Origin of the sequence: Streptomyces sp. NPDC051172, from assembly GCF_040682555.1 — a bacterium.
In the GTDB taxonomy this organism is placed as follows: domain Bacteria; phylum Actinomycetota; class Actinomycetes; order Streptomycetales; family Streptomycetaceae; genus Streptomyces.
Map to the genome: position 1 here is coordinate 1 of NZ_JBFBBE010000048.1, position 22,217 is coordinate 22,217.

Consider the following 22,217-nt stretch of genomic DNA (forward strand, 5'->3'; position numbering starts at 1 on the left):
AAACGCCCGGTTACATTCCGAACCCGGAAGCTAAGCCTTACAGCGCCGATGGTACTGCAGGGGGGACCCTGTGGGAGAGTAGGACGCCGCCGAACCAATTATTCAAAGGGTTGGATCCTGAACTTTGGTTCGGGGTCCAACCCTTTTTTGTTCTCCGTCACTTGAAGTTCACGTTGCGCAACAACCATCCGGAGCATGGGTACTGCTGCAATGCTCAGGGCCGCCGGCGTCGGAGTCGGTGACGAGGTTGTCGTGCCGGCCTTCGGTAACTCCGAGGTCGCCGGGGCTGTCGCCCTCGTCGGCGGGCTGCCGGCGTTCGCCGACATAGATCCGCTGACGTACTGCCTCGACCCGGCCGCTGTCGAAGCAGCCATAACTCCGCGCACGGCGGCGGTCGTTGTCGTACACCGCTTCGGTCGGCCGGCCGACATCGCGCGGCTGCACGGTGTGGGGCAGCGGCACGGGCTTCTGGTCCTGGAGCAGGGCGAGTCCGAGGTTCCGTACGAAGAGATCGCTCAGCGTAGGGAGCGGGCCGCCTATCTCGACGCCAAGTTGAGGGGTGTGCGGACACCAGACGGCGGTGACGGGCACACCTACCAGCAGTACGTCGTGCGGGTGCCGGGGAACGGGCGGCCGGACCGGGATGCCTTCGCTCGGGCAGTGCGCGCCAGGGGAGTTGAGTGCCGGGTGCCGGTGAAGACGCCTGTGCACCGGCTGCCGGAATTCCGCCGGTGCGTGTCACTGCCCGAGACCGAGCGGGCCGCCGACGAGACCCTTGCGCTTCCCGTCGACGCCACGTTGACCAAGCGGGACATGCAGCGGATCGTGGGCGCGTGCAATGCACTGGGTGGATTGCTTCAGCCTGCTTTCTGAGCGGGCGGTCGGCACTGCACGACGCGGTTGGGAGCACGTGTCTGTTCGGGGTACGATCTATTTCGTTGCTGCGGGGAAATCTTCCCAAGGTGACAGGCCCCTATAGCTCAGTCGGTAGAGCGTCTCCATGGTAAGGAGAAGGTCAACGGTTCGATTCCGTTTGGGGGCTCCAACCGGAAGGCCCCGCCCAATTGGGCGGGGCCTTTTTCGGTAGCTCTCTTGAAAATCTCGTCAGCTGAAGCACGTCGGTGCAGTTCAGGTGTCCTCGCGTGGGGTGACGGTGATGTCGAGGCCGAGGGCGGCGAGTTGCGAGAGCAGGCGTCGTGTCTGTCGTTCCTTGCCGAGCCGGTTGGTGAAGTGGTCGGCGCCGAGGTCGTGATACGGGACAAGGTCGTGGAGGATGTGCCAGGTGGCGACGAGGATGGAGTGCCCGACTGCGACGGTCGCGCGTTTCGCGCCGCGGTGCGGGACCAGCCTCCGAAACTGTGCGCCCAGGTAGGTGTTCTTGGAGCGGGCGGCGCTGGTGCCGGCCATGAACAGGGCGGTCTTGAGCCAGGTGTCTCCGTGACGGGTTCGTCCGGACTGCCGTTTGCCCGCCGATTCGTTGTTGCCGGGGCACATTCCGGCCCAGGAGGCGAGGTGCCCGGCGGTGGCGAAGCGGCCCATGTCCACGCCCACCTCGGCGATCAGGACCTGGGCCAGGGTCAGGCTGATGCCGGGAATGGTGATCAGGAGGTCGACCTGCTGCCGCAGTGGCTGGAGTTGCCGGTTGATCTCCTCGCTCAGGCGAACGATCCGGTCGTCGGCCTCGTCGATGGCCCGCAGCATCGAGGCAACCATGAAGGCGTGGTGTTCGCTGAAGCCGCCGGTCAGGGCGCGGGTCAGCAGCGGGACCTTGCCCTGCAGGCTGCCGAGTGCGAGGTTGGCCAGCATCCGCGGGTCGCGTTCTCCGGCCACCAGGGCATCCAGCATCGCCCGTGCCGAGCGGCCGGTGATGTCGGACACCACCGAGGACAGCTTGATCCCGGCGTCCTCCAGGAACATCGCCAGCCGGTTCACGTCGCGGGCCCGGTCGCGGACGGTCTCGGTCCGGTAGCGGGTCAGGTCCCGCAGTTGGCGGATATCGCGCGGGGGTACGAAGCTGGGGCGGACCAGACCGTGTTCGACCAGCCGGCAGATCCACTGGCAGTCCTTCACGTCGGTCTTACGCCCGGGGACGGTCTTGATGTGCTGGGCGTTCAGCAGCCACGGCTCGATCCCCTCGGTCGCCTCCAGGAGGTAGAACAGCGGCTTCCAGAACGATGCCGTCGCCTCCATGCCGATCCGGGTGATCCCGTTCGCCACCAGCCAGTCCCGCAACTCCAGCAGGCCGTCGCTCATCGTGGAGAACGAACGGATCTCATAGCGGGCACGCTTGCCGGCGCCCGGCACCCGGATGCATACCTTCACATCCGCCTTGCTCAGATCAGCGCCCCCGCACCGCTCCTCGAGTACATCCATGTCCTGTCCCCGCCCCTCGCGTCCCGCACCGGAAGCGGTGCCCGCCCATCAGGGACCACAGGATTCAAAGAAGCTCTCTTGCGTGCTCGCGGCAACATCACTGGACTCCTGCGCTCGGTCCCCGCGTCCGACTATTCAACGGGTTCGACCTGCGACACCAAGCTAGATCGACGTCCTCCGGACAGGCACCACGCCTGATTTTCCCGGCCACGGGGCGGGACCGACAGGGCCCGGGATGACTATTCAGCAGGGTGAGGCTGGTTGGCAGTTCGGGTTCGGTGATCGATAGGCTCGTGGGGTGTCCGATCCCGCACGCTCCGATGAGGTGCTCGCTGCCGAACTCGCTGTGTTGCGCGGCGAGTTGGCCGCCGCGCGTGAGCGCGAGGCGGTCAAGGACGAACGGATCGATGCCCTGCTGGTGCAGGTCGGGGAGCTGACCGCGCAGGTCCAGGCACTGGTGCTGCGGCTGTCGAAGGACTCTTCCACTTCCTCCAAGCCGCCGTCCTCGGACGGGCCGGGACGCCGCCCCCGGGGTGGTTCCTCGCGTACCCGGTCGGGCCGCAAGCCCGGCAAGCAGCCGGGAGACCCAGGCACCACGCTGCGGCAGGCCGAAGCACCAGACCACCGGATCATGATCCCCGCTCCAGCCTCGTGCCCGGGCTGCGCCGTCTTGCCGGCCGAGGTGCCGGTGGGTGCGGTACGCCGACGGCAGGTCTACGACCTGCCCGAGCCCGCTCCCGTCGAGGTCACCGAGTACGCGGCCGAGGTCAAATCCTGCCCCGGCTGCGGCATCAGGGCCGCGGGGGCCTTCCCCGCCGGTATCGAGAGCCCGGCCCAGTACGGGCCCGAGATCACCGCCAAGGTCGCCGACGCGGTACTGGGCGACCACATCCCTGTGCACCGCTCGACGCTGCTGGTCATGGAACTGTGCGCCGCGCGCGTGTCGACCGGGTTCGCCGCGTCCCTGCGGGGGCGTGCGGCCCGTCTGCTGGAAGAGACCTTCCTGCCCGCCGTCCGCGCCCTGATCATCACCGCGCCGGTGGTCCACGCCGACGAGACCTTCACCCGCACCGCCGGCGCCACCCGCTACCTGCACGTCGCCGCCACCGAACACCTCACCCTCATGCACACCGGCGACCGCTCGGCCGCCACCATCGACGCCGGGGACGTCCTGCCCCACCTCAGCGGGGTCCTGGCCCGCGACGGCTACGTCGGCTACACCCACCTGGACAACGTCCTGCACGCCTGGTGCGGCGCCCACCTGCTGCGCGACCTGCGCGGCATCCACGAAGCCGACCCCGAAGGCCAGTTGTGGGCCCGTGCGATGGCCGACACCCTGCTGGAGGCCAACCGCCTCGCACACGCCGCCCGCCAAGCGGGCCGCGACGCGCTGAGCGCCGGTGAACTGACCGCCGTCCAACGCCTCTACACCGGCGCCCTGGCCCGTGCCCGCAGCGACAACCGGCACCGCTCAAGCGAGCTGGCCGCGCACGCCCGTACCCTCGCCCGCCGTTTCGAAGACCACCGCGAAGTCATCCTCCGCTTCACCACCGACCTCGCCGTCCCCTTCACCAACAACCAGTCCGAACGCGACATCCGTCCCGCCAAGGTCCAGCAACGCTCCTCCGGCGGCTGCTGGCGCACCCTCCAAGGACTCGCGGACTTCGCGATCGTCCAGTCCTACCTGTCCACGGCCGGCAAGTGGGGCATCGGACGCTACGACGCCCTCAAGCGCCTCTTCACCACCGGGGCGTGGATCCCGCACGCCCTCACCCCCGCTGGCGTGTGACCACACAGCCACACCCTGCTGCTACCTTTTTCGTACTCGCGGATCCCTCAGTCCTTGTGGAGGCCCGGGACCCGCATCGCCAGGATTGCCATGTCGTCGGACGGGGCGTCGGATGCGAAGCGTTCCACCGCGCGCATGATGCGGGCGGCAACCGCGCCGGCTGTCAGACCGGTGCAGGTGGTGAGGACGTCGGTGAGGCCGTCGTCGCCGAGCATGCGGGTGCCTTCACGGCGCTCGGTGACGCCGTCCGTGACGCACAGAAGGACGTCGCCAGGGTCGAGGGTGACCGTCTGCTCGTAGAGCTCCAGGTCCTCCATGACGCCCAGGAGCGGCTGGGGTTCGGCGGCCGGTTCGACGGTGCCGTCCTGGCGCAGGCGGAGCGGGAGGGGGTGGCCGGCGCAGACCACCTTCAGCTCGGCGCTGCCGTCCTCCTGCGGCCGTAGCTCGCCGTAGAGAAGGGTCAGGAAGCGGCTGCGGGCGCCCTCGTCGAGAATGGCCGAGTTCAGTCGCTCCAGGACCGCCGGGCCGCTGAGGCCCTCACGGGCCAGGAGGCGGAGAGCGTGCCGGGCGAGGCCCGTGACCGCCGCCGCGTTGGGGCCCGTACCGCAGACGTCGCCGATGGCGAAGCCGTAGGCGTCGTCGCTGATCGGGAAGAGGTCGTAGAAGTCGCCGCCGACCTCGTTGCCCTCGCCGGCCGCGCGGTAGATGACCTCGACCTCCACGCCGTCGATCTCCGGGAGTTCCGGGGGCAGGAGGCTGCGCTGGAGGGACTGGCTGATGGCCGTGCGCTCCGAGTACAGGCGGGCGTTGTCGAGGGCCAGGGCGGCCCGTCGGCTCAGGTCCTCGGCCAGTTCCAGGATTTCCTGGCGGAAGTGTTCGTCGGTGGGCTTGCCGAGGGTCAGCATGCCGATGACTCGGTTGCGCGCCACCAGGGGGAGTACGACGGTTTCGCCGCCGACGGCGGAGGCGGTGGCGAGCGTGGGGCCGATGCCCGAGGCGATCTGGTGGGTTGGGCCGCCGCTCAGCCCCAGGCTCCGCATGGAGCTGCGCAGGGCCGCCCGGTGGGCGACCTCGCCGGGGGCCGTCCACACGCGGGCGCCGGGCGTGGGTACCGGGTCGGGCGGCGGGACCTTCGACAGCAGCGACTTGATGCCGTCGATGAGTTCCTCGTCCTCGTGCAGGACGTACGACAGATAGGGCTCGGAGGCCTGGTCGGCGATCGTGTAGACGGCGCACCAGGTGGCGAGGGTGGGGACCGTCATCTGGGCCATCAGGGCCAGGGTCTGGTCGCGGTCCAGGGTGCCTGCCAGGAGGTCGGAGGCCTCGACGAGGAAGCTCAGTGAGCCTCGGCGCAGGCGTTCCAGTTCGCCGAGGCGGGCCGACTCGACGGCCAACGCGATGCGGTCCGCGGCGAACTGGAGGCGCAGGGCTTCTTCGTTCGAGTATCTGCGGGGGCTCTCGGCCGCCACGCCGAGGGAGCCGGTGAGGCGGCCCTCGACCTTCAGGGGGACGGTGACGACCGAGCGCATGCCCGTGCCGCTGAGGAGCGGTACGGCGCCCGGTACGGCCGTGAGGTCGTCGTGGACGGCCGGCATGCGGGCCGAGCCGTAGCGGCCGGGGCCTGCCTCGACGGGCACGCGCGCGAAGCGCTGCCGGGCGGAGGGCAGGCCGGTGGAGGCGCGGACCTCCAGTTCCGTCTCGTCGTCGGTCGCCAGGAGCAGGAAGGCGGAGTCGGCGTCGAGCATGTCACGGGCGCGTTCCACCGTGCGCTGGAGGAGACCGTCGAGGTCGTCCGGGGCCGGAGAGCCGATGAACACCTCGAAGGGGTCGGTGCTCTGTCCGTCGGCGGCGGGTGCCGTGTCGGAGGCCGGGATGCGCAGCGGTGTCTGCAGGACGGCCCGTTCGTGGTCCCGGACGAGGAGGCAGACGGTGGACGGTTCGCCGCCCGTGTCGCGGACGCGGAGGTGGGAGGCGTACACGGGGGTGACGCGGCCGTTGGCGCCCCTTATGCCGTAGCTGCCCTCCCAGCGGGAGAGCTGGAGGGCCTCCGCGATACCGGTGCTGGTGCCCGGGGTGTGCGGCCACGCGGCGAGATCGGTAAGGGGCTTTCCGATCACCTGTTCGCCGGGGTAGCCGAAGAGTTCCTCCGCGTCCTCGTTCCACGAAGTGATGGAGCCGCTGCGGTCGATCTGGACGACCGCGACGCGGACCCGCCCGTCGGCGAGGGGGAGGAGGTCGGCGGGGAGGGACGGGCCGGCGGCGCGGGTGCCCACGGCGCGCTCCGGGAGGTCGAGCTGGAACCAGACCTGCTTGTGGGTGGGCGTGTACTCGACACCCCAGCGGCCTGCGAGTGCGGCGCACAGCTGGAGTCCCCGGCCGCCCTCGCGGTCCGGGCTGCCCATGTTGACGGCATGACCCTGGAGGGGGATCTCGCGCTCCGGGTACCGGTCGGCCACCTCGATCCGTACGCCCTCGTCGCTGCGCAGGCACAGGACGTCCGCGGAGGTGCCCGCGTGGACGACGGCGTTGGTGACCAGCTCGCTGGTGAGGACCACGGCGTCGTCGACGATGTCGGCGAAGCCCCAGCCCTGGAGGGTGTCGCGGACGAAGGAGCGGGCGGTCGCTACCGATCGTCCGACGGGCTCGAAGCTGGCGGCCGCGCGCGCGGTGATCACAGAACTCCTCGGCCGGTTGTCGACGGGCAGGGCTGCCTGGCCGACCGGCTCGTGCCGCTGATGCGGCAGACCGCCCGTCGGCCGGGGGTCCGGGGGCTGTCCCCCCGGGATCAGTCCGGTGGTCATGTGTGCGGCCGCCCCTCCGATGCCCGCTCGTTCTCGTGCCACCGCCCAGGCCGGACGGACCGGCGCGGCTGGACAGCCGCATGCAAGGTTACTTACCTTCGACGGCCATGCGGATGCCGGTCTGCAGTGTTTCCGCCCAGAGGGTGTGCGGACGATGTGCGAAGCTGCCGAACTGTTATGGCCGGGTTCAGGCAGGGTGAAACACTGGGCAAGCTTCTTGTGAAGGTCCGGACAGGCCGAGTGGCTTCCGTGTGCAGTGGGCAGCAGCCCGTGGTGCGGCCTGGTACATCGGGCAGAAACAGGCAGCAACAACTGGTACGTCCAGCGGTAGTACCGGAGCACAGCAGTAACGGTCGACCCCTGCGGGAGGGACACAGTGGAGTCTGGCGCAGCGACGCGGGGCACTAAGACGCGCGCGAAAGGCGGACAGTCCCTGAACAACCAGCGCAAACCGCGCGGCGGGACGACCGCAGTGGACACGGCTTCTCTGAACAGGCTGCTGGCGGCTCTCGTGGCGATGCGCGACGGGAACTTCCGCAAGCGGCTCACGGTGTCCGGAGACGGCGTGATGTCGGAGATCGCGGCGGTCTTCAATGAGGTGGCCGACCGGAATCTCCATCTGACGGGTGAGCTGTCGCGGGTGCGGCGCATGGTGGGCCGTGAGGGCAAGCTCACCGAACGGCTGGAGACGGGCGCCTACGAGGGTTCCTGGGTGGCCGCCATCGAGGCGTCGAACGCGCTCGTGGACGACCTCGTACGGCCCGTCTCCGAGGTCGGCCGGGTGCTGTCCGCGGTCGCGGAGGGCGATCTCTCGCCCCGTATGGAGCTGCGGACGCAGGCGCCGGACGGGACCGGGCATCCGTTGCGCGGGGAGTTCCTCAAGGTCGGACGGACTGTAAACAACCTTGTCGATCAGCTGTCGACCTTCACCGACGAGGTCACGCGCGTGGCCAGCGAGGTGGGCACCGAGGGCAAGCTGGGCGGGCAGGCACGAGTGCGTGGCATGTCGGGTTCGTGGAAGGACCTCACGGACTCCGTCAACACGATGGCGTACCGGCTGACGGCCCAGGTGCGGGACATCGCCCTGGTGACGACCGCGGTGGCCAAGGGTGATCTGTCGCGGAAGGTCACCGTTCATGTCGCCGGCGAGATGTTGGAGCTGAAGAACACCGTCAACACGATGGTGGACCAGCTGTCGTCCTTCTCCTCCGAGGTGACGCGAGTCGCGCGTGAGGTGGGCACCGAGGGCGAGCTCGGTGGGCAGGCGCAGGTGCCGGGTGTGGCCGGGGTGTGGAAGGACCTCACCGATTCGGTGAACCTCATGGCCGGCAACCTGACGGCACAGGTGCGCGGAATCGCCCAGGTCACCACGGCGGTCGCCAGCGGTGACCTGTCGCAGAAGGTCACCGTCTCCGCACGCGGCGAGGTCGCGCAGCTCGCGGACACGATCAACCAGATGACGGAGACGCTGCGGATCTTCGCGGACGAGGTCACGCGTGTGGCCAACGAGGTCGGCGCCGCGGGACAGCTGGGCGGCCAGGCGAACGTGCCGGGCGCGGCGGGTACGTGGAAGGACCTGACGGACTCCGTCAACACGGTGTTCCGGAATCTGACCATTCAGGTGAGGGACATCGCGGCGGTCACCACGGCGGTGGCCAACGGTGACCTCTCCCAGAAGGTCACCGTCGACGTGGCCGGCGAGATGCTCGAGCTGAAGAACACCGTCAACGGCATGGTGGATCAGCTGTCGTCGTTCGGTTCCGAGGTCACGCGGGTGGCCCGGGAGGTCGGTGTCGAGGGTGAGCTGGGCGGGCAGGCGCAGGTGCCCGGCGCGGCCGGTACCTGGAAGGACTTGACCGACTCGGTCAACACCGCATTCCGCAACCTCACCGGCCAGGTGCGCAACATCGCCCAGGTGACGACGGCGGTCGCCAACGGCGATCTGTCGCAGAAGGTGACCGTGGACGTCTCCGGCGAGATGCTCCAGCTGAAGAACACCGTGAACACGATGGTGGACCAGCTGTCGTCCTTCGCCGACCAGGTGACGCGGATGGCCCGGGACGTGGGCACCGAGGGTCGGCTGGGCGGCCAGGCGGTCGTACCGGGTGTTGCAGGTACGTGGAAGGAGCTCACCGACTCCGTCAACGGCATGGCCGGCAACCTGACGGCCCAGGTGCGCAACATCGCCCAGGTGACGACCGCGGTCGCCCAGGGCGACCTGTCCCAGAAGATCGACGTGGACGCGCGCGGCGAGATCCTGGAACTGAAGAACACCATCAACACGATGGTCGACCAGCTCTCCGGATTCGCCGACCAGGTGACCCGGGTGGCCCGCGAGGTGGGCACCGAGGGTCGTCTTGGCGGTCAGGCGCAGGTGCCCGGCGTGGCAGGCGTGTGGCGCGACCTGACCGACTCCGTGAACGGCATGGCCGGCAACCTGACGGCCCAGGTGCGCAACATCGCCCAGGTCGCCACCGCGGTCGCCCGAGGTGACCTGTCCCAGAAGATCACCGTGGACGCGCGCGGGGAGATCCTGGAACTGAAGAACACCCTGAACACGATGGTGGACCAGCTGTCGTCGTTCGCGGAGGAGGTCACCAGGGTCGCCCGCGAGGTGGGTACCGAGGGGCAGCTCGGCGGTCAGGCCGAGGTGCAGGGTGTCTCCGGCACCTGGAAGGACCTCACCCAGTCCGTGAACTTCATGGCGAACAACCTGACCATCCAGGTGCGCAACATCGCCGAGGTCACCACCGCGGTCGCCAAGGGCGACCTGTCCAAGAAGATCACTGTTGACGCGAAGGGCGAGATTCTCGAGCTCGTCACGACGGTCAACACGATGGTCGACCAGCTGTCCAGTTTCGCCGAGCAGGTGACCCGGGTGGCCCGCGAGGTGGGCACCGAGGGCATCCTGGGCGGCCAGGCGCACGTTCCGGGCGTCACGGGCATCTGGAAGGACCTCAGCGGCAATGTGAACCTGATGGCCAAGAACCTGACCATGCAGGTGCGCAACATCTCCCAGGTCGCGGCGGCCGTCGCCAACGGCGACCTGACGCGGACGGTGACGATCGAGGCGCGCGGCGAGGTGCAGCAGCTGGCCGACACCTTCAACACGATGGTGAAGACACTGAGTTCGTTCGCCGACCAGGTCACGAAGGTGGCCCGCGAGGTGGGCACGGACGGCATCCTGGGCGGTCAGGCGCATGTGCCGGGCGTGGCGGGCACCTGGAAGGACCTCACCGATTCGGTGAACGGCATGGCGTCCAACCTGACCGGTCAGGTGCGCAACATCGCCATGGTCACCACCGCCATCGCCAAGGGCGACCTGACCAAGAAGATCGACATTGACGCCCGCGGCGAGATCCTCGAGCTGAAGACGACGATCAACACGATGGTCGACCAGCTGTCGTCCTTCGCCGAGGAAGTCACCCGAGTGGCCCGTGAGGTGGGCACGGAAGGCCAGCTCGGCGGTCAGGCACGCGTGCGTGACGTAGACGGCACCTGGCGCGACCTCACCGAGTCCGTCAACGAAATGGCAGGGAACCTTACCCGGCAGGTGCGCGCCATCGCGCGCGTGGCGACCGCGGTGACCCGCGGTGACCTGAATCTGAAGATCGACGTCGATGCGTCCGGGGAGATCCAGGAGCTCCAGGACTACATCAACAAGATGATCGCCAACCTGCGTGACACCACGATCGCCAACAAGGAGCAGGACTGGCTGAAGGGCAACCTCGCCCGTATCTCGGCGCTGATGCAGGGCCGTCGCGATCTGCAGGACGTGGCCTCCCTGATCATGAGCGAGCTGACGCCCGTGGTCTCGGCACAGCACGGCGCGTTCTTCGTGGCGATGCCGCTGATGGACGGCAAGGACCTGAACGCCGAGAGCGAGGACGCGTACGAATTGCGCATGCTGGGGTCGTACGGCTACTCGATGGGCTCCATGCCGACGTCGTTCCGGCCCGGCGAGGCGCTGATCGGGACGGCCGCCGAGGAGAAGCGCACGATCCTGGTGGAGAACGCGCCCAGCGGCTACCTGAAGATCTCCTCCGGCCTCGGCGAGGCACCGCCGGCACAAGTGATCGTCCTTCCGGTGCTGTTCGAGGGCAAGGTGCTCGGTGTCATCGAGCTGGCCTCCTTCAATCCCTTTACGCAGATCCAGAAGGACTTCCTCAACCAGATCGCCGAGATGATCGCGACCAGCGTCAACACGATCTCCGTCAACACCAAGACGGAGCAGCTGCTGAAGCAGTCGCAGGAGCTGACCGAGCAACTCCGTGAGCGCTCGGCCGAGCTGGAGAACCGGCAGAAGGCCCTCCAGGCGTCCAACGCCGAGCTGGAGGAGAAGGCCGAGCTGCTGGCCCAGCAGAACCGCGACATCGAGGTCAAGAACACCGAGATCGAGGAGGCGCGGCAGGTCCTGGAGGAGCGCGCCGAGCAACTCGCCGTGTCGATGCGTTACAAGAGCGAGTTCCTCGCCAACATGTCGCACGAGCTGCGCACACCGCTCAACTCGCTGCTGATCCTGGCCAAGTTGCTCGCCGACAACGCGGACTCCAACCTCACCCCGAAGCAGGTCGAGTTCGCCGAGACCATCCACGGCGCCGGATCGGACCTGCTTCAGCTGATCAACGACATCCTCGACCTGTCCAAGGTCGAGGCGGGCAAGATGGACGTCTCCCCGACGCGTATCGCGCTCGTCCAGCTCGTCGACTACGTGGAGGCCACCTTCCGGCCGCTGACCGCGGAGAAGGGCCTCGACCTGTCCGTACGGGTGTCGCCGGAGCTGCCCGCCACGCTGCACACCGACGAACAGCGGCTGCTGCAGGTGCTGCGGAACCTGCTGTCCAACGCGGTGAAGTTCACCGACTCCGGGGCCGTGGAGCTGGTCATCCGGCCGGCCGGCCGGGAGGTGCCGGCGGCGATCCGGGAGCAGCTGCTGGAGGCCGGGTCGATGAGCGACCCGGACGCGGATCTGATCGCGTTCTCGGTGACCGACACCGGTATCGGTATCGCCGCCAGCAAGATGCGCGTGATCTTCGAGGCGTTCAAGCAGGCGGACGGCACGACGAGCCGCAAGTACGGCGGTACCGGCCTGGGGCTGTCGATCTCGCGGGAGATCGCGCAGCTGCTCGGCGGTGAGATCCATGCGCAGAGCGAGCCGGGACGCGGTTCGACGTTCACGCTGTATTTGCCGCTGCACCCCAGCGAACTGCCGCCGCAGGGCTATCAGCAGGCCCTGCCCTCCTTGAACGTCGGCGACCTGGTGGCCGCCTCGGAGCGCGCTCATCTGTCCGAGGTGGAGATCGAGACGCCGGCCGAGGTGAGGTCGTACCGGGAGACGCAGAACGGCGCCGCCGCGCTCTTCAGGCGCCGCCGCAGGCACGGACTCGATGTCGACCAGCGTCTGGCGACGCAGGAGCAGTGGTCGGCCGCCGAGCAGGACGCGGCGCCGCAGGTGCAGCGCGGCATCCGGTTCGGCGGCCAGAAGGTGCTGATCGTCGACGACGACATCCGTAACGTCTTCGCGCTGACCAGCGTGCTGGAGCAGCACGGGCTGTCGGTGCTGTACGCCGAGAACGGCCGCGAGGGCATCGAGGTCCTGGAACAGCACGACGACGTCGCAGTCGTCCTGATGGACATCATGATGCCCGAGATGGACGGCTACGCGACGACCACGGCGATCCGCAGGATGCCGCAGTTCGCGGGCCTGCCGATCATCGCGCTGACCGCGAAGGCGATGAAGGGCGACCGGGAGAAGGCGATCGAGTCGGGCGCCTCCGACTACGTGACGAAGCCGGTCGATCCCGATCATCTGCTGTCGGTGATGGAGCAGTGGATGCGGGGGGAGTGACGGGAACCATCGATGTTCACGCGGAGTTGCTGACTCAGTGTGCCCGAAGCCGTGTAGAAGTACGGGATTCGGGGAACCTTCTGGTCTCCCGCTACGTTTCTGCTACGTGCACAGTGACATCGCGGTGACAGGGTGTGGCGACAGGCGGGGTGCGGCTACGATGACCGGCACAAGGACGGGCGGCGAAAGGGAGTCGTCCCCAGGGGCGGCGCCCGGTGCACATCCGGGGCGAGGAGGGCGGGCCATGGTGCAGAAGGCCAAGATCCTCCTGGTCGATGACCGGCCGGAGAATCTGCTTGCGCTGGAGGCCATCCTCTCTGCGCTCGATCAGACGCTGGTGCGGGCATCGTCAGGGGAGGAAGCGCTCAAAGCACTGCTCACGGACGACTTCGCGGTCATTCTGCTGGACGTCCAGATGCCGGGAATGGACGGTTTCGAAACAGCCGCGCACATCAAGCGGCGAGAGCGGACCCGGGACATCCCGATCATCTTTCTCACGGCGATCAACCACGGCCCACACCACACCTTCCGTGGGTATGCGGCCGGCGCGGTGGACTACATCTCCAAGCCGTTCGACCCGTGGGTACTGCGCGCGAAGGTCTCGGTTTTCGTCGAGCTGTACATGAAGAACTGTCAGCTGCGGGAGCAGGCGGCGCTGCTGCGGCTCCAGTTGGAGGGCGGCGGCGGCAAGACCGCGGCGGGCGAGGCCAAGGAGCCCGCCAGCCTGCTCGCCGAGCTTTCGGCGCGGCTCGCGGCGGTCGAGGAACAGGCCGAAGCGCTGTCGAAGCAGCTCGACGACGAGTCGGCGGATGCGGCGGCCGTGGCGACCGCGGCTCATCTCGAACGCAAACTCACGGGGTTGCGGCGGGCGCTGGACGCCTTGGAACCGGGCGCCGGCAGCGCGTCCTCGGTGTCCTCGCAGAACTGACTTCTGGACGCGGACCAGTTGTCCATGAGGACGCGTCAGTTCTGCGCCCGCTTCAGGGCGACACGAACGGGTGAAGCAGTAGGCACACGTGTCCGCTGTCGCCTCCACCGGTAACCTCACCTCTATGGCCTCACGTCCCTCCGCTGCCAAGAAGCAGCCCGCGAAGAAGGCGGCGGCTCCGGCGAAGAAGGCCGCTGCGAAAAAGGCCCCGGCCAAGAAAGCCCCGGCCAGGAAAGCCGCGGCGAAGAAGTCGGCGCCACCGCCGAAGCCTGCGCCGAACCCGACCGGGGGCGTCTACAAGCTCGTCCGCGCCCTCTGGCTCGGCGTCGCGCACGCCGTCGGCGCCGTCTTCCGCGGCATAGGGAACGGCGCCAAGAACCTCGACCCGGCCCACCGCAAGGACGGTGTCGCCCTGCTGCTGCTCGCCATCGCGCTCATCGTGGCCGCGGGTACCTGGGCAGATCTGCGCGGGCCCGTCGGTGACCTCGTCGAGATCCTGGTGACCGGCTCCTTCGGCCGCCTCGACCTGCTCGTGCCGATACTGCTCGCGGTCATCGCCGTGCGCTTCATCCGCCATCCCGAGCAGCCCGAGGCCAACGGCCGCATCGTGATCGGCCTGTCCGCGCTCGTCATCGGTGTGCTCGGCCAGGTCCACATCGCCTGCGGGGCGCCCGCCCGCAGCGACGGCATGCAGGCGATAAGGGACGCCGGCGGCCTCATCGGCTGGGCGGCGGCGACCCCGCTGACGTACACGATGGGCGACGTCCTCGCCGTACCTCTGCTCGTGCTGCTGACGATCTTCGGTCTGCTCGTCGTCACGGCCACTCCCGTCAACGCCATTCCGCAGCGGCTGCGGCTGCTCGGAGTGAAGCTCGGCGTCCTCCACGATCCGGAGGAGGACGAGTTCACCGATGACGATCAGCGTTACGACGACCAGTGGCGCGAGGCGCTGCCCGCGCGCACGCGCAGGCGTGGTCCGGCCCCCGAGTCGTACGACCCCGACGGCGCGGAGCAGGAGGCCCTCTCGCGGCGTCGCGGCCGCCCGCGCAGGTCGGCGGTGCCGCAGCCCGACATGCAGCGCCCCATGGACGCCGTGGACGTCGCAGCGGCTGCGGCCGCCGCGCTCGACGGCGCCGTCCTGCACGGTATGCCGCCCTCGCCGATCGTCGCCGACCTCACCCAGGGGGTGAGCGTCGGGGACCGCGAGGAGAGCACACCGACCCCCACACCGGCACCGAAGGCCGTGCCGGCCGCGCGCCCCAAGCAGGAGAAGCTGAAGGTCGAGGTCGCGGACCTCACCAAGCCCGCCCCCGAGGCGCCCGGTGACCTGCCCGCCCGCGCCGAGCAGCTTCAGCTCTCCGGCGACATCACCTACTCCCTGCCTTCGCTCGACCTCCTCACGCGCGGCGGCCCCGGCAAGGCGCGCAGCGCCGCCAACGACGCGGTGGTCGCGTCACTCACCAACGTCTTCACCGAGTTCAAGGTCGACGCCGCCGTCACCGGTTTCACCCGCGGGCCGACGGTCACGCGCTACGAGGTCGAGCTCGGCCCCGCGGTGAAGGTCGAGCGGATCACCGCGCTGACGAAGAACATCGCGTACGCCGTCGCCAGCCCGGACGTGCGGATCATCAGCCCGATCCCCGGCAAGTCCGCGGTCGGCATCGAAATCCCGAACACCGACCGCGAGATGGTCAACCTCGGAGACGTACTGCGCCTGGCGGCGGCGGCCGAGGACGACCATCCGATGCTGGTCGCGCTCGGCAAGGACGTCGAGGGTGGCTATGTGATGGCCAACCTCGCGAAGATGCCGCACGTCCTCGTGGCCGGAGCCACCGGTTCCGGTAAGTCGTCGTGCATCAACTGCTTGATCACGTCAATCATGGTCCGCGCAACTCCCGAGGACGTCCGTATGGTCCTCGTCGACCCCAAGCGGGTCGAGCTGACCGCCTACGAGGGCATCCCGCACCTGATCACGCCGATCATCACCAACCCGAAGCGGGCCGCCGAGGCGCTCCAGTGGGTCGTACGGGAGATGGACCTCAGGTACGACGACCTGGCCGCGTTCGGGTTCCGGCACATCGACGACTTCAACGCGGCCATCCGCAACGGCAAGGTGAAGCTGCCCGAGGGCAGCGAGCGGGAGCTGCAGCCGTACCCGTATCTGCTGGTGATCGTGGACGAGCTCGCCGACCTGATGATGGTCGCGCCGCGGGACGTCGAGGACGCGATCGTGCGCATCACGCAGCTCGCGCGCGCGGCCGGCATCCACCTGGTGCTCGCCACGCAGCGGCCCTCGGTCGACGTCGTCACCGGTCTGATCAAGGCGAACGTGCCCTCGCGGCTCGCGTTCGCCACTTCCTCGCTCGCCGACAGCCGCGTCATCCTCGACCAGCCCGGCGCCGAGAAGCTGATCGGCAAGGGTGACGGGCTGTTCCTGCCGATGGGGGCGAACAAGCCGACCCGTATGCAGGGCGCCTTCGTGACCGAGGAGGAGGTCGCGGCCGTCGTCCAGCACTGCAAGGACCAGATGGCGCCCGTCTTCCGGGACGACGTCACCGTGGGCACCAAGCAGAAGAAGGAGATCGACGAGGAGATCGGCGACGACCTCGATCTGCTGTGCCAGGCGGCCGAGCTGGTGGTGTCGACGCAGTTCGGGTCGACGTCCATGCTCCAGCGCAAACTGCGCGTCGGCTTCGCCAAGGCCGGGCGGCTCATGGACCTCATGGAGTCCAGGGGCATCGTCGGACCGAGCGAAGGGTCGAAAGCTCGTGACGTTCTTGTGAAGGCCGACGAGCTGGACGGCGTGCTCGCGGTGATCCGCGGGGAGGCTTGAGGAGAGGCTCGCGCGGGAGGGTCACCGATGTCCGATCGTGACTCACCCGTAAGGGATCATTGAGCAACCGTTTCCCGTCCACGTACGTCAAGTTGAGGGAAGCGACCATCGCGCACCCACCATCGGCGTGTCCGGCCATTCCGATGGGCTACAAAGTCCGACCGCCCGGTTGCCCCACCCTTTCGCACCCCCCATAGACTGAACCTCCAGCACAGGTGGCTTAAACGCTCGAAAGGCGCCCCCGTGTCCATCGGCAACTCCCCTGCAGACGAGCGTCCGTTCGAAGACGATCGCGCGGAAGCCCACCGCTCCATCGGCCATGCCCTCCGGCAGGCGCGAATCGCGGCCGGGTTGACCGTCGACGACGTCACCAACGCCACCCGGGTCCGCATCGCCATCGTGCACGCCATCGAGGCCGACGACTTCGCCCCCTGCGGTGGCGACGTCTACGCCCGGGGCCACATCCGGACCCTGGCCAAGGCTGTCCACCTCGATCCGGCCCCGCTGCTCGCGCAGTACGACGCCGAGCACGGCGGCCGCCCCGCGCCGACCCCCGCGGCTCCCCTCTTCGAGGCGGAACGCATCCGGCCCGAGCGGCGCGGACCCAACTGGACCGCGGCCATGGTCGCCGCGATCGTCGCCGTGGTCGGCTTCGTCGGGTTCACCGCGTTCAAGGGCGGCGACGACAGCGGCGCGAAGACCCAGGTCGCCGAGGGATCCACGCCCTCGACCAGCAAGTCGGCCTCGCCCACGCCCAAGAGCAGCAAGTCCGACATCCCGAAGTCCAACCCCTCGGACAGTGCCATCGCGGCCGCTCCCCAGGACAAGGTGACCGTCCAGGTCAGTGCCGCCAACGGCCGCAGCTGGATCTCGGCCAAGGACCACAACGGCCGGCTGCTCTTCGACGGGCTCCTCAAGCAGGGCGACTCCAAGACCTTCCAGGACAGCGAGAAGATCAACCTCGTCCTCGGCGACGCGGGCGCGATCCAGCTCTATGTCAACGGCAAGAAGATCGACGACAACTTCCAGTCCGGCGCGGTGGAGCGCCTCACCTATACGAAGGGCGACCCCCAGGCCGGCTGACAGTCGGCCGGCAGCGGGTAGGGCTCATACGGGGTTGGCCACGATCGGCCAACCCCGTCGACGTGGGCTGTCAGTCAGACAAAGTAGTCTTGAGCGCATGCCTGAACGCCGTACCGTCGCACTCGTCACCCTTGGCTGCGCCCGTAACGAGGTGGACTCGGAGGAGCTCGCAGGCCGCTTGGAGGCGGACGGCTGGGAGCTCGTGGAGGACGCCGCGGAAGCGGACGTCGCCGTCGTCAACACCTGTGGCTTCGTCGAGGCCGCCAAGAAGGACTCCGTCGACGCCCTCCTGGAGGCCAACGACCTCAAGGGCCACAGCAGAACCCAGGCCGTCGTGGCGGTGGGCTGCATGGCCGAGCGGTACGGCAAGGAGCTCGCCGAGGCCCTCCCCGAGGCAGACGGCGTACTCAGCTTCGACGACTACGCGGACATCTCCGACCGTCTGCAGACCATCCTGAACGGCGGCATCCACGCCTCCCACACCCCGCGCGACCGACGCAAGCTGCTGCCGATCAGCCCCGCCGAGCGCCAGGAATCCGCGACCGAGGTCGCGCTGCCGGGGCACGGCCCGGCGGATCTCCCGGACGGGCTGGCGCCCGCCTCCGGCCCCCGTGCGCCCCTGCGCCGCCGCCTGGACGGCGCCCCGGTCGCCTCGGTGAAGCTCGCCTCCGGCTGCGACCGGCGCTGCTCCTTCTGCGCCATCCCGTCCTTCCGCGGTTCCTTCATCTCCCGCCGCCCCAGCGACGTGCTGAACGAGACGCGGTGGCTGGCCGAGCAGGGCGTCAAGGAGATCATGCTGGTCTCCGAGAACAACACCTCGTACGGCAAGGACCTCGGCGACATCCGCCTGCTGGAGTCGCTTCTGCCGGAGCTCGCCGAGGTCGACGGCCTGGAGCGCGTGCGTGTGAGCTATCTCCAGCCGGCCGAGATGCGTCCCGGGCTGATCGACGTCCTGACCTCGACGCCGAAGATCGCCCCGTACTTCGACCTGTCCTTCCAGCACTCCGCCCCCGGCGTGCTGCGCGCGATGCGCCGCTTCGGTGACACCGACCGCTTCCTGGAGCTGCTCGACACCATCCGGAGCAAGGCTCCGCAGGCAGGCGTGCGCTCCAATTTCATCGTGGGCTTCCCGGGCGAGAGCGCGGACGACCTGGCGGAGCTGGAGCGGTTCCTGAACGGCGCGCGGCTCGATGCCATCGGCGTCTTCGGCTACTCCGACGAGGAGGGCACGGAGGCGGCGACGTACGACAACAAGCTGGGCGAGGACGTCGTCGCGGAGCGGCTGGCACGTGTCTCCCGGCTGGCCGAGGAGCTCGTCTCGCAGCGTGCCGAGGAACGCCTGGGCGAGACCGTGCACGTGCTCGTGGAGTCCGTGGACGAGGACGGCGTGTACGGCCGCGGGGCGCACCAGGCGCCGGAGACGGACGGCCAGGTGCTGCTCACGAGCGGCGAAGGCCTGAGCGTCGGCCGTATGGTCGAGGCGAAGGTGGTCGGTACGGAAGGTGTCGACCTGGTTGCCGAGCCGCTGACGGGCTCGCTCGGGTGTAGTGAGGAGGCGGGCAGATGACCGGAGTACCGGCATCGGCGGCGAACGGCTCCTCCCCGGCGGATTCCTCGCAGGCCGGCCCCGCCGCTTCCGACCGGCAGACAGGGGCGAAGTCCCCGAGGAGCGGGAAGCTGGCCGCCGCGGCCGTCAACCAGGCCAGCGTCTGGAACGTCGCCAACCTGCTCACCATGCTCCGGCTGCTCCTCGTGCCCGGCTTCGTCGCGCTGATGCTGGCCGACGGCGGGTACGACCCGGCATGGCGCTCTTTCGCCTGGGCCGCCTTCGCCATCGCCATGATCACCGATCTCTTCGACGGTCATCTGGCGCGCACCTATGACCTCGTCACCGACTTCGGAAAGATCGCCGATCCCATTGCCGACAAGGCGATCATGGGGGCGGCGCTGATCTGTCTCTCCTCGCTGGGCGACCTGCCGTGGTGGGTGACGATCGTCATCCTGGGCCGGGAACTGGGGATCACGCTGTTGCGTTTCCTCGTCATCCGGTACGGCGTCATACCGGCGAGCCGTGGCGGCAAGCTGAAGACGCTCACCCAGGGCGTGGCCGTGGGGATGTACGTCCTGGCGCTGACGGGCTGGCTGGCCAGCCTGAGGTTCTGGGTGATGGCGGCGGCGGTCGTGCTGACCGTGGCGACCGGGCTCGACTATGTAAGACAGGCCATTGTGCTGCGCAGGCAGGGAATCGCCGAGCGCAAGACCGCGTTGGAGGAGACGGAAGCGTGAACTCTCCGGCCGCCGACGTCGTACGACTACTGACGGTGAGGGGCGAGACCCTCGCGGTCGCCGAGTCGCTCACGGGCGGGCTGGTTGCGGCGGAAATCACAGCCGCCCCAGGAGTGTCCAAGGCGTTCCGCGGTTCGGTGACCGCCTACGCCACCGAGTTGAAGCACGAGATCTTGGGCGTCGACGACACCCTGCTGGCACAGCGCGGAGCGGTGGACCCGCAGGTCGCGGCCCAGATGGCGGTCGGCGTACGCAAGGCGCTGGGCGCCGACTGGGGCATCGCGACGACCGGTGTCGCGGGTCCGGAACCCCAGGACGGGAAGCCCGTCGGGACGGTTTTCGTGGCCGTGGACGGCCCCTTCGGAGCGGATTCCGGTTCCGCCGGTGGCGGAAAAGTCGAGGCCCTGCGGTTGAACGGCGACCGCGCGGAAATTCGTATGGAGAGTGTACGGAGCGTACTCGCACTGCTCCTGAAGGAGCTTGCGAGCGAACAGTCCGGGAATGAGCTGGCACAGGATACGGAACAGAACGGGGGGTTTTGATGTTTGCAGCCCTGAGTGAACACGACATCGCTCCCCGCACGGCCGCAGCGCGAGGCGGTACGGTGGGGCGTGAAGGATGCGGCTACGCGGTCCGAGGAGGGAGCCACCGATGATTCTGCTCCGTCGCCTGCTGGGTGACGTGCTGCGTCGGCAGCGCCAGCGCCAGGGCCGTACTCTGCGCGAAGTCTCCTCGTCCGCCCGAGTCTCACTCGGCTATCTCTCCGAGGTGGAGCGGGGGCAGAAGGAGGCTTCCTCCGAACTGCTCTCCGCCATCTGCGACGCGCTGGACGTACGGATGTCCGAGCTCATGCGAGAAGTGAGCGACGAGCTCGCCCTTGCCGAGCTGGCCCAGTCTGCTGCGGCCACCGAGCCTGTGCCCGCGCCGGTTCGTCCGATGCTGGGTTCCGTGTCGGTGACCGGTGTGCCACCGGAACGGGTGACCATCAAGGCGCCCGCCGAGGCGGTGGACGTGGTCGCCGCGTGACGTTCACGCGCGTGGCTTGAGCCGACGTGCACGTGCAAGGCCCCGGCCGGGGCTTCTCCAGGGAGAACTGGGGAGGTGCGGTCGGGGTTTTTTCGTGTTGTCGGGGCGCCCTGTACGGCTGTGCGGGTCCGTTTGCCGGTGCGGCTCGCGGCGGTCATGGTGGATGCCTGCGATGCGTTGCGCCCATGTGCCGTCGATGCGCCCTTTCCGGGGGTGAAGGCGGCGGTCTAGCTTCGGGGCCGGAGGTGGCGTCCATGGCACGGCCGACAGTGCACTGGGGGGCGTTTCTCGGGCTTGGGGTGCTGTGGTGGTGGGCGGTGCTGCGGCTTGCGTTTGCGCCCGGGGCCGGCGTGCTGGAGGGGGCGGTCGCCGCCGGGGGCTGGGGGCTCGGACTGCTGCCGGTGCACTGTGTGCCGAAGCGGCGGGCGACGGGCGCCATGGGGGCAGGGCGGTGGCGGGTGGCCTGGCGGACGGCCCGCGTCACCACGGCATCGCCACCCCGCCGTTCGGACGCAGGATCTGGCCCGTCGTGAACGACGAGGCGTCGGAGGCCAGATACAGCACGGTGTGAGCGACGTCCTCCGGTTCGCCGACCCGGCCCAGCGGTGACATCCGGGCCATCAGCGCCTCGGTCTTGGCCTGTGCCTCGGCTTCATGGCGGTCGGTCATGGGGGTGCGGATCCATCCGGGGGCGACGGCGTTGACCCGGATTCCATGTCGGCCGACCTCGTTCGCCAGGGTCTTCGTCAGCTGGACGACGGCCGCTTTGGCCGCGCCGTAGCAGAGGAGGCCGGGACGGCCGGTGTCGACGGCGCTGGAGGCCATGGTGATGATGCTGCCGCCGGTCTTCCGGTCCACCATCAGACGGGCGGCCTCCTGGCAGGCGTACAGCACTCCCTTGAAGTTCACGCTCAGGACCCGGTCGAGGTCCTCGTCCCGGGTCTCCAGGACCGGGCTGCTGTGCATGATCCCGGCCACCGCGGCCATCACGTCCAGGCGCTCGCAGGATTCGACGGCCTGTCCGAGCTGCCCCCGGTCGGTGACGTCCAAATGGTGGACACGGGCGGTGCCGCCACCGTCCTTGATCAGGGCCGCCGTCTCGTGCAGGCCCTGTGCGTCGCGGTCGGCGCAGTGGACCGTGGCGCCGGCTTCGGCGAGCAGCACGGCCGAGGCGCGGCCGATGCCGCCGGCCGCTCCGGTGACGAATGCGGTGCGTCCGGTGAGTTCGTACGCCTTGACGGGCATGAAGG

At 68.9% G+C, this 22,217-nt stretch carries 14 protein-coding genes, 1 tRNA gene and 1 rRNA gene; 13 read left to right on the forward strand and 3 right to left on the reverse strand.

The features are described from left to right. From rrf to AB0N07_RS26670, 3 genes are all read left to right on the forward strand, one after another. Window positions 1-95 (forward strand): 5S ribosomal RNA (gene rrf / locus AB0N07_RS26660); the annotation flags it as partial. 115 nt (window positions 96-210) lie between these two features. Then, a complete protein-coding gene (locus AB0N07_RS26665) occupies window positions 211-873 on the forward strand; it encodes a DegT/DnrJ/EryC1/StrS family aminotransferase (protein ID WP_365839298.1) in 663 nt (220 codons plus the stop codon). Between the two features lie 96 nt (window positions 874-969). Beyond that, window positions 970-1,045 (forward strand) — tRNA-Thr (locus AB0N07_RS26670). 83 nt (window positions 1,046-1,128) lie between these two features. Here the strand turns inward: AB0N07_RS26670 and AB0N07_RS26675 are convergent. Continuing rightward, window positions 1,129-2,373, reverse strand: a complete 1,245-nt coding sequence (locus AB0N07_RS26675) for an IS110 family transposase (protein ID WP_365839203.1) — start codon at window positions 2,371-2,373, stop codon at window positions 1,129-1,131. A gap of 298 nt (window positions 2,374-2,671) precedes the next feature. Here AB0N07_RS26675 and AB0N07_RS26680 point away from each other — a divergent pair, with 298 nt between their 5' ends. Next, entirely contained in the window at window positions 2,672-4,162 is a 1,491-nt protein-coding gene (locus AB0N07_RS26680) for an IS66 family transposase (protein WP_365839205.1), read from the forward strand. 47 nt (window positions 4,163-4,209) lie between these two features. Here AB0N07_RS26680 and AB0N07_RS26685 read toward each other — a convergent pair whose 3' ends face one another. Further along, window positions 4,210-6,963 carry a SpoIIE family protein phosphatase gene (locus AB0N07_RS26685; RefSeq protein WP_365839207.1) on the reverse strand — a complete coding sequence of 918 codons (2,754 nt, stop codon included), beginning with the start codon at window positions 6,961-6,963 and terminating at the stop codon, window positions 4,210-4,212. 376 nt (window positions 6,964-7,339) lie between these two features. Here AB0N07_RS26685 and AB0N07_RS26690 point away from each other — a divergent pair, with 376 nt between their 5' ends. From AB0N07_RS26690 to AB0N07_RS26730, 9 genes are all read left to right on the forward strand, one after another. Continuing rightward, window positions 7,340-12,811, forward strand: coding sequence for a HAMP domain-containing protein (locus AB0N07_RS26690; protein ID WP_365839209.1), 5,472 nt, complete (start codon window positions 7,340-7,342; stop codon window positions 12,809-12,811). Window positions 12,812-13,055: 244 nt separating this feature from the next. Continuing rightward, window positions 13,056-13,739 (forward strand): response regulator, encoded by a 684-nt coding sequence (locus AB0N07_RS26695; RefSeq protein WP_115909444.1) that lies wholly within the window; start codon window positions 13,056-13,058, stop codon window positions 13,737-13,739. Window positions 13,740-13,863: 124 nt separating this feature from the next. Beyond that, window positions 13,864-16,572 (forward strand): DNA translocase FtsK, encoded by a 2,709-nt coding sequence (locus AB0N07_RS26700; protein WP_365839211.1) that lies wholly within the window; start codon window positions 13,864-13,866, stop codon window positions 16,570-16,572. Between the two features lie 243 nt (window positions 16,573-16,815). Continuing rightward, window positions 16,816-17,655: a RodZ domain-containing protein gene (locus AB0N07_RS26705; protein ID WP_365839213.1), complete on the forward strand. Its 840-nt coding sequence runs from the start codon at window positions 16,816-16,818 to the stop codon at window positions 17,653-17,655. Window positions 17,656-17,752: 97 nt separating this feature from the next. Continuing rightward, window positions 17,753-19,222, forward strand: a complete 1,470-nt coding sequence (rimO, locus tag AB0N07_RS26710) for a 30S ribosomal protein S12 methylthiotransferase RimO (RefSeq protein WP_365839215.1) — start codon at window positions 17,753-17,755, stop codon at window positions 19,220-19,222. Next, window positions 19,219-19,941, forward strand: a complete 723-nt coding sequence (pgsA, locus tag AB0N07_RS26715; protein ID WP_365839217.1) for a CDP-diacylglycerol--glycerol-3-phosphate 3-phosphatidyltransferase — start codon at window positions 19,219-19,221, stop codon at window positions 19,939-19,941. The genes rimO and pgsA overlap by 4 nt, the downstream gene beginning before the upstream one ends. Next, window positions 19,938-20,483, forward strand: a complete 546-nt coding sequence (locus AB0N07_RS26720; protein WP_365839219.1) for a CinA family protein — start codon at window positions 19,938-19,940, stop codon at window positions 20,481-20,483. Before pgsA ends, AB0N07_RS26720 begins: the two co-directional genes overlap by 4 nt. A gap of 109 nt (window positions 20,484-20,592) precedes the next feature. After that, the gene (locus tag AB0N07_RS26725) at window positions 20,593-20,967 is read left to right on the forward strand and encodes a helix-turn-helix transcriptional regulator (RefSeq protein ID WP_030947329.1); all 375 of its coding nucleotides are present in this window, start codon (window positions 20,593-20,595) and stop codon (window positions 20,965-20,967) included. Window positions 20,968-21,221: 254 nt separating this feature from the next. Further along, complete coding sequence (locus AB0N07_RS26730) at window positions 21,222-21,500, forward strand: hypothetical protein (RefSeq protein ID WP_365839221.1); 279 nt, start codon at window positions 21,222-21,224, stop codon at window positions 21,498-21,500. Here the strand turns inward: AB0N07_RS26730 and AB0N07_RS26735 are convergent. Further along, window positions 21,448-22,212, reverse strand: coding sequence for an SDR family NAD(P)-dependent oxidoreductase (locus AB0N07_RS26735; RefSeq protein WP_365839223.1), 765 nt, complete (start codon window positions 22,210-22,212; stop codon window positions 21,448-21,450). The two genes, AB0N07_RS26730 and AB0N07_RS26735, sit on opposite strands and share 53 nt — an antisense overlap. Between the last annotated feature and the right edge of the window lie 5 nt (window positions 22,213-22,217).